Source organism: Ruegeria sp. CDSB117, from assembly GCF_059611005.1.
The window spans coordinates 117,669-126,609 of sequence record NZ_JBXWOS010000016.1 but is presented as its reverse complement, the minus strand read 5'-3'; the positions used below and the strand labels follow the sequence as shown (position 1 = coordinate 126,609).

Genomic DNA, 8,941 nt, shown 5'->3' with positions numbered 1-8,941 from the left:
GATACACCTCTGAAACTCAGTGGCTTGAAGCATGCAACAGAGACAGCAGCAACAAAATTAATGGGTCCAGAACCTAGCTATCGTGAAGAGCAAAATACGCGATCCGTTTTGAAATTTGCCGGGGTTTGAATGATGTTTCGAGCGATATTCGAAAGAATGTCGGAACGCCAGCCCGCAATTGGGCCAATGCTGGACCGGGGCGGTGTCAAATTGCTCCATTTGGTGCTGAGCGCGCCGGGGGATGCAGTTATGTATACCGTTGTCTTTCAGCCCGCTTCGGAACCAGCCAGCATACGTACTGTGTTGAGCTCGGCATTGCCAAGTTGCTTGACAGCGTTTGAAAGAAACCGCGGAAGGCGCGGTCAGGCTGTTAGCTCAAAGGCATGGCCATTCCAACGAGCGTGCGCGTCTGATCGTGTGTGGCGGAAGAAGACGGTAGAGGGGCATAAGCGGCGGCAGAACATGGTGTTGATTTGGTTGGGGTGAGATAGCGATGGGCGTCCGGAGAATTATTAAAATTACCGATAGCAAGAAATAGCTTTCTGTCCCAGTTTGAAGAGGGCGTCGAAACATACACGGGCCGTGTGACGCCAAATAAATCAAAGAAATCATCGCTATTAGAGGAACTGGAACGCTGGAAATCCGCCAATCGAAAAAATATTGGTTCTATCAAGAGAAATAATATACAACGGTAATCAATAACGATCTGCGGTGATTCCAGTTTGGACGCAAGTGCATTTCTTCGCTCAACCGGGACATGTGCATCGCGAATGGTGCGCCTATTGGCGCCATGCCGCAAACTTGGGCGAGGTTTCAGTTTATGTCGTATGACTTCATTGTTGTCGGGGCGGGTTCCGCAGGCTGTGTTCTGGCCAACCGATTGTCAGAGAACCCGAAAAACAGAGTGTTGCTGCTCGAGGCGGGTGGCAAGGACATTAACCCATGGATTCATATCCCGGTCGGGTACTTCAAAACGCTGCACAACCCCAACACAGACTGGTGCTATAAATCCGAACCTGACGAAGGACTGAACGGTCGCTCGTTGGATTGGCCTAGGGGCAAGACGCTTGGGGGATCAAGCTCGATCAATGGGCTGCTTTATGTCCGCGGGCAAAAGCAGGATTACGACCATTGGGCCCAATTGGGCAACAAGGGCTGGGGCTGGGACGAGGTTCTGCCGTTGTTCAAGCGGTCCGAGCAGCATGAGGATGGTGAAACCGATCTGCACGGCGCCAATGGCGGATTGTCGGTGTCGCGCATTCGCGCCAAAAGTGACATTGCCGAGGCGTTTATTGGTGCAGCCGTTGAAATGGGCGTCCCCCGAACCGAAGACTATAATGGTCAGGATCAGGAGGGCGCAGGGTATTTTCATCAGACTGCGCGAGGCGGCTTTAGATGTTCGAGCGCGCGTGCCTTTCTGAATCCGGCGAAATCACGCAGCAACCTGACCATCATAACCCATGCGCTGACCGATGCGCTGACCTTTGACACAGAGGATCCCAAGCGGGTCGATGGCGTCAGCTATAGCATCAAGGGGCGCCCGCAGCACGCTCAGCTCAATCCCGGCGGAGAGGTGGTGTTGAGCGCTGGCGCGATAGGTTCGCCGCAAATTCTAGAGCTTTCGGGGATCGGTCGTGGTGAGGTTCTGACCCGGGCTGGCGTGGATGTGCGCCACGAGTTGCCGGGCGTTGGTGAGGCATTGCAGGATCACCTGCAAATTCGTCTGGTTTACGAAGTCAATGTGCCGACACTGAATGACGCCATTAACCGGCTGATCCCGCGCATTGGCATCGGTATGAACTATATGTTCCGCCGAAAAGGACCGATGAGCTTGGGCGCAAGCCAGGTGGCGGTGTTTGCAAAGTCGATGGAGGGACTCGAAACCCCCGATATCCAGTTCCATTTCCAGCCGCTGAGCGCGGACAAGCCTGGGATCGAGATGCACCCGTTTTCGGGTATCACCTCATCTGTCTGCCAGCTTAGGCCGGAAAGCCGCGGCCATATCCATATCAACAGCCCCAACGCGACTGACTATCCAAAGATCGTGCCCAACTACTTATCGGCCCCTGCGGATGAGCTTTGCGCGATCCGGGCTGTGAAGTTTGCACGGGCGATGACGAAAACCGATGCATTGAAGCCTTACGTCGTGCGCGAACACGTCCCCAACAACAACCCGCAGACCGACGAAGAGCTGTTGGATACCGCGCGCAATATCAGCCAGACGATCTATCACCCCACCAGCACTTGCCGCATGGGCAATGATCCACAGGCCGTGGTCGACGACCGGTTGCGCGTGCACGGAATACGCGGGCTTCGGGTCGCGGACGCCTCGATCATGCCCGCGATCGTTAGCGGCAATACCAACGCTCCGGCCATTATGATCGGTGAGAAAGCCAGTGACATGATCCTTGAGGATCACAGGTGATACCGGACCGCCGGGTTTAAGACTGACTTCAACTCTCAACAGGGAACAGTGCCATGAAAATGACGACTGAAGAAGCCTTTATAAAAGTTCTGCAGATGCATGGGATCGAACATGGATTCGGGATTATCGGGTCTGCCATGATGCCCATCTCGGACCTGTTTCCGGCGGCGGGGATCAAGTTCTGGGATTGCGCGCATGAGGTTAACGCCGGCATGAGCGCCGATGGCTACACCCGCACCACAGGCAAGATGTCCATGGCTATCGCCCAGAATGGTCCCGGTATCACCAGCCTGGTAACGCCAATCATGACCGCCTACTGGAACCATACGCCGCTGTTGCTGGTCACGCCTCAGGCGGCCAATAAAACCATCGGGCAGGGCGGGTTCCAGGAAATGCCGCAGATGAACCTGTTCAAGGATGCCGTCTGCTATCAGGAAGAGGTGCGTGATCCAACCCGCATCGCCGAGGTTCTGAACCGGGTCATTCTGAAAGCGTTCCGCGGCTCTGCCCCGGCGCAGATCAACATTCCGCGCGACTACTGGACGCAAGTCATCGACATCGAACTGCCACAGGTGGTACGGATCGAACATCCGCGCGGTGATGCTGACGCGATCAGCGCGGCTGCGGACCTTCTTAGCAACGCCAAACACCCTGTAATCCTGAACGGTGCGGGCGTGATCCTGTCTGGCGGCGTCGATGCCAGCGCACGTTTGGCCGAGCGTCTTTCAGCGCCGGTTTGTTGCAACTATCAGCACAACGACGCTTTCCCCGGCTCGCATCCGCTGTCCTGTGGCCCGCTGGGTTACAATGGCTCCAAGGCTGGGATGGAGATGATTTCGAAAGCGGATGTGGTTTTATGCCTCGGTACACGGCTTAACCCGTTTTCGTCGCTGCCCGCCTATCAGAGCGAATACTGGCCCAACGACGCCAAGATCATTCAGGTCGACATCAATGCAGACCGGATCGGTCTGACCAAGAAGGTTGCAGTGGGCATTCAGGGTGACGCACGCATGGTCGCCGAGCAGATTCTTGACCAATTGGGCGAACACGCGGGCGACGCTGGTCGCAAGGAACGTGAAGACGCGATTGCCGTTGCGAAATCCACCTGGGCGCAGCAACTGGCGTCAATGGATCATGAGGATGATGATCCGGGCATTACTTGGAATGAACGCGCCCGAGCACGTGATCCCGAGCAGATGAGCCCCCGTATGGCCTGGCGGGCGATACAGGCGGCGATGCCCGAGGATGCGATCATCAGTTCGGATATCGGTAACAACTGCGCCATTGGCAACGCCTATCCGACATTCGAAAAGGGGCGGAAATATCTGGCGCCGGGCCTGTTCGGACCGTGCGGTTATGGTCTGCCCTCGATATTGGGTGCAAAGATCGGCAACCCCGACACGCCGGTCATCGGGTTTGCGGGTGACGGTGCATTCGGCATCTCGATGAACGAAATGACCGCCTGTGGTCGCGACGACTGGCCGCCAATTACGATGGTGATCTTCCGCAACTATCAGTGGGGGGCGGAAAAGCGAAATACGACGCTTTGGTTTGACGACAACTTTGTCGGCACCGAACTGAACCTGGACGTGAACTATGCCAAGATTGCCGAAGGTTGCGGACTGAAGGGCGTGCAGGTCACTTCGATGGACGATCTGACCGAGGCGCTGCGTACTGCCGTCAAAGAGCAGATGAACGAGAACGTGACCACTTTCATCGAGGTCGTTCTGAACCAGGAATTGGGCGAGCCATTCCGCCGCGACGCGATGAAAAAACCCGTCTCGGTGGCTGGCATCAACAAGGATGATCTTATTCCCCAGCAGCCTCGGCTGTGACCACTCACCAGAGCGGGGCGGCTATGCGCCGCCCTGTCCCTGACCGACTGGGATAGACCATGTCTTTGATTGATCAAATCTGCGAAACATCACGCGCCGCCAATCCCCGGATTGTGCTGTCCGAAGGCGAGGACCCGCGGGTGGCCAGAGCCGGAATACGCGCTGCCAAGGACGGGCTTGCCCGTATCGTGCTGGTTGGTGACGCGAAAAAAATCCGTGCGGAAACCGGCGAGACAATCGGCGAGGGGGTTGAAATTTGCGACCCGCGCGTCTCACCCGATCTAGAGGCCTATGCCGAGGATTACCACGCGCTGCGCAGACACAAGGGTGTTGATGCGGCCGCCGCGCGTGCAGTGATGGAAACGGGGCTAGGATTTTCTGCCATGATGCTACGCCGCGGTGATGCCGATGGCACCATTGGCGGGGCGGTTGCCACCACCTCTGATACGGTGCGGGTGGCCTTGCAGATCGTGGGTAAGGACCCCCAAGCCGATGTTGTCTCCAGCTGCTTTCTTATGCTGCTGGGGCCGCCCTTTGATCGGCCCGTTATCTTTACCGATTGCGGGCTGATCCCGCAACCTAACGCGGCGCAGCTGACCAGTATCGCGCTGTCTTCGGCGCAGTCCTTGTGGGCCTTGACCGGGGAAGAGCCACGTGTCGCAATGCTGTCCTTTTCGACTATGGGCAGCGTTGCCGCCGGGGTGCACGAATCCCTCGAGCGCATCCGCAGCGCGGTTGCCTCTGTGCGGGAACGCGCCCCGGACCTGATCATCGACGGCGAGGTTCAGTTCGACGCCGCGATCGTGCCGCATGTGGCCGAACGCAAGGCACCCGGTTCGGCATTGGGTGGGGATGCAAATGTGTTTGTCTTCCCCAGCCTGAGTGCCGGCAACATCGGATACAAAATCGCGCAACGATTGGGTGGCGCCATTGCGCTGGGTCCCGTTCTGCAAGGTCTGAATAAGCCAGCGAATGATCTGTCGCGCGGCTGCACGGCGGAAGACGTCTATCAGATGATTGCAATCACGGGTGCGCAGGCCGCCCAGAGGTAAACTTAGCGAGGTGCCTGAATGGGACACGAGCCAAGAATCGACGTCAATGCCAAGGTCGGCGACCATGTTGCCAAGACCACCTGCTACATGCGCGCTTGTCGCTGTGGCATCAACGTGCATATCCGCGATGGCAAGGTCCGCTATATCGAGGGCAACCGCGATCACCCGGTCAACAAAGGTGTGCTTTGTGGCAAGGGAAGTGCCGGGATCATGCAGCACTATTCACCTGCGCGCCTTCATGCACCGTTGAAGCGCGTCGGTCCGCGCGGATCCGGCCAATTCGAAGAAATCAGCTGGGACGAAGCGCTGGAACTGGCGACAAAATGGCTGGGTGATGTTCGCAAAAACGACCCACGCAAGCTGGCCTTTTTTACCGGGCGGGATCAAAGCCAGTCGCTGACCGGGTTCTGGGCTATGCAATACGGCACCCCGAATTTCGCGGCACATGGCGGGTTCTGTTCGGTCAATATGGCGGCGGGCGGTCTTTATACATTTGGCGGAGCTTTCTGGGAGTTCGGCGACCCGGATTGGGAACATACCAAGTATTTCATGCTGTTCGGCGTGGCCGAGGATCATGCCTCGAACCCTATCAAGATCGGTATCGGCAAGCTCAAGAACCGGGGTGCCAAGGTGGTGTCGATCAATCCGATCCGCACCGGATACAACGCCATAGCCGACGAATGGTTGGGAATCCGCCCGGGCACAGATGGCCAGTTTGTTGGAGCGTTGATCCATGAAATGTTCCGTACCCAGCAGATCGATCTGAATTATCTGAACCGCTATACCAACGCGCCTTGGTTGGTGATTCAGGACCCGGGCGCGGCAGATGACGGGCTGTTCGCACGCAATGATGATGGTGAGCCGCTGATCTGGTCTGGCACCGCGAACGGTTTTGCCAGCGGCATGACACCGGATGACAAGGCCGCCCTGACCGGCACACGCACATTGCCAGACGGCCGCAATGCACGACCTGTATTCGAGTTGATGGCCGAGCGATATCTGAGCGATGAATACGCGCCCGAAGCTGTCGCTGAATCGACCGGTATCCCAGCCGATCAGATCCAGCGGATCACCGCGGAACTGGCTCATGTCGCGTTTCAGGAAGAGATCACGCTGGACCAGCCGTGGACCGATGTCTGGGGCCGCAAGCACGAAAAGATGACGGGGCGTCCTGTCTCGATGCACGCGATGCGCGGAATATCGGCGCATTCGAACGGGTTTCAGACTTGCCGGATGATCCACATCCTGCAAATCCTGCTGGGCTCGATCGATTGCCCCGGTGGGTTCCGTTACAAGCCGCCTTATCCCAAACAATCCCCGCCCTGGCTGGTGCCGCACGGCGCACCAAAGCAAGTTCGCGCCGAAGAACCGCTGGGTGGCCCGCATTTGGGCTTTCCGCTGGGGCCGCAGCACCTGTTGCTGGATGATGAGAACGGCCCGGCGCGGATCGACAAGGGGTTCTCGTGGGATGCACCAATGTCGGCACACGGGCTGATGCACATGGTCATCAACAACGCCGCCAAGAAGGACCCGTATGGCGTCGATGTGCTGTTCATGTATATGGCGAACATGGCCTGGAATTCGTCGATGAACGTTCCGGGCACGTTAGATGCGCTGCCTGAAAAGGATGAAAACGGCGAGTATGTGATTCCCAAATTCATCTACTCGGACGCCTATTATTCGGAAACCGTGCCCTTTGCCGACCTGATCCTGCCCGATACCACCTATCTGGAGCGGTGGGACTGCATCTCGCTGTTGGACCGTCCGATATCCGAGGCCGACATGGCGGCGGATTCCATTCGCCATCCGGTCGTTGAGCCCGACCGGGACGTGCGCGGTTTTCAGGAGGTTCTGATTGATCTTGGATCGCGGCTTGGACTTCCCGCCTTTACCAATGAGGATGGCACTGCAAAGTATCCCGGCGGCTATCCCGATTACATCGTTAACCATCAGCGCGGACCCGGTGTGGGGCCACTGGCCGGATGGCGCGGTGAACAGGGGGGCAAGACCGGCAAGGGGGAGCCAAACCCCAATCAGTTGGATAAGTATATCGAAAATGGTGCATTTTTCGCGCATCATTTGAAACCGGAGCAGGCCTACTACAAACATGCCAACAAGTCTTATTTGGAATGGGCTTGTTCGATGGGTTTCCGGGTCGAGCCGCGTCCGACAGTCTTTCAGCTGTATTCCGAACCCTTGCAGGCTTTCCGCCTGGCGGCGCGCGGTAATGGTGAGCGGCAGCCGCCAGAACGGGCTCGTGAACGGATCGAGACGTATTGCGACCCGCTGCCTTTTTGGTATCCGCCTTTCGAAGAGTCGATGGTCGATACAGAAAAGTACCCGCTGCACGCGCTGACCCAACGCCCGATGCACATGTACCATTTCTGGGGTTCGCAAAACGCCTGGCTGCGGCAAATCACGGCCGCGAACCGGCTATACATTCACAACCATGTGGGTGAGCAGATCGGGGCACAGGACGATGACTGGGTTTGGCTGTTCTCACATCTGGGACGGGTCAAATGTCAGGTCCGCTTGATGGAGGGCGTGAACCCCGACACCGTCTGGACCTGGAACGCCATCGGCAAGCGCCGCGGAGCTTGGGGGCTGGATGATGATGCACCCGAAAGCAATCAGGGCTTTTTGTTGAACCATCTGATTTCGGAACTCCTGCCCGAAGGGGGCGGGGGATACCGGTACTCAAACTCAGACCCGATCACGGGGCAGGCAGCCTGGTTCGACCTGCGCGTTGATATCGTACGGGCAGAAGGCGAAGGTCACACCGAGCCGTTTTTTGAGCCGGTCGGAGCATCGTCTCAGGCTCCTTCCCCCGACAAGCTGGCATTTGGCAAGGAATGGCGGGAGGCAGGTAAATGACGACATTACCCGAGAGTACTGAAAAGAAGCTGGGATTAGTCATAGATCTGGATATTTGTGTGGGTTGTCAGGCCTGTGCGACATCTTGCAAGGAATGGAACACCGGCGGTTACTCTGCGCCGCTAAGCGATCATGACCCTTATGGGGCCGATCCGTCAGGGGCGTGGCTGAACCGGGTGCATTCGTTCGAGGTGACAGGTGATCTTGGAGCGAAGACCGTGCATTTCCCTCGCTCTTGCCTGCATTGCGAAAAGCCCGATTGCGTTACGGTTTGTCCGACCGGTGCCAGCTACAAGAGGGCCGAGGATGGCATTGTCCTGGTCAACCCGGACACCTGTATCGGATGCAAGCTGTGTTCCTGGGCCTGTCCCTATGGCGCACGTGAATATGATCACGACGATGGTGTGATGAAAAAATACACCATGTGCGTCGACCGGATCTATAACGAACATATCCCCGAGGAAGATCGCATTCCAGCCTGTGTCCGCGCCTGTCCCACAGGCGCGCGCGCCTTCGGTGATCTGGGCGATCCCGACAGCGATGTGTCGAAATCGGTCGCCGAGCGTGAGGGTTTCAACCTGTTGGACGAGTTTGGCTACGAGCCCGTCAACAAATACCTGCCGCCGCGTTTTAACACGGTGGATGCAACGCCCAAGCCTCAGGCCGAGGAGAGCGTTGCGGCCCCAAATGGGACTGCCATTGAAAAACTGTTTGCCTGGGTTGACCGGGCGTTGTCGAACTAAGCGAGGACATAG

The 8,941-nt window shown here is 57.6% G+C and carries 5 protein-coding genes; all 5 read left to right on the top strand.

The annotated features are described in order from the left end of the window. The first annotated feature begins 820 nt into the window (after nt 1-820). Genes AC2FJC_RS17035 through AC2FJC_RS17015 form a run of 5 tightly spaced genes read left to right on the top strand, consistent with a single transcriptional unit; the run spans nt 821 to nt 8,929 of the window. Entirely contained in the window at nt 821-2,425 is a 1,605-nt protein-coding gene (locus AC2FJC_RS17035) for a GMC family oxidoreductase (protein WP_496740387.1), read from the top strand. Nucleotides 2,426-2,478: 53 nt separating this feature from the next. Further along, nucleotides 2,479-4,260, top strand: a complete 1,782-nt coding sequence (gene xsc / locus AC2FJC_RS17030; RefSeq protein ID WP_496740386.1) for a sulfoacetaldehyde acetyltransferase — start codon at nt 2,479-2,481, stop codon at nt 4,258-4,260. Nucleotides 4,261-4,319: 59 nt separating this feature from the next. Further along, entirely contained in the window at nt 4,320-5,312 is a 993-nt protein-coding gene (pta, locus tag AC2FJC_RS17025) for a phosphate acetyltransferase (RefSeq protein ID WP_496740385.1), read from the top strand. A gap of 18 nt (nt 5,313-5,330) precedes the next feature. After that, nucleotides 5,331-8,186, top strand: coding sequence for a molybdopterin oxidoreductase family protein (locus AC2FJC_RS17020; protein ID WP_496740384.1), 2,856 nt, complete (start codon nt 5,331-5,333; stop codon nt 8,184-8,186). Next, nucleotides 8,183-8,929, top strand: a complete 747-nt coding sequence (locus AC2FJC_RS17015) for a 4Fe-4S dicluster domain-containing protein (RefSeq protein ID WP_496740383.1) — start codon at nt 8,183-8,185, stop codon at nt 8,927-8,929. Before AC2FJC_RS17020 ends, AC2FJC_RS17015 begins: the two co-directional genes overlap by 4 nt. Nucleotides 8,930-8,941 lie beyond the last annotated feature (12 nt).

Bases quoted from the DNA above. Each gene is read 5' to 3' on its own strand.
- AC2FJC_RS17035 (WP_496740387.1), top strand. From the start codon at position 821: ATGTCGTATGACTTCATTGTTGTCGGGGCGGGTTCCGCAGGCTGTGTT.
- xsc (WP_496740386.1), top strand. From the start codon at position 2,479: ATGAAAATGACGACTGAAGAAGCCTTTATAAAAGTTCTGCAGATGCAT.
- pta (WP_496740385.1), top strand. From the start codon at position 4,320: ATGTCTTTGATTGATCAAATCTGCGAAACATCACGCGCCGCCAATCCC.
- AC2FJC_RS17020 (WP_496740384.1), top strand. From the start codon at position 5,331: ATGGGACACGAGCCAAGAATCGACGTCAATGCCAAGGTCGGCGACCAT.
- AC2FJC_RS17015 (WP_496740383.1), top strand. From the start codon at position 8,183: ATGACGACATTACCCGAGAGTACTGAAAAGAAGCTGGGATTAGTCATA.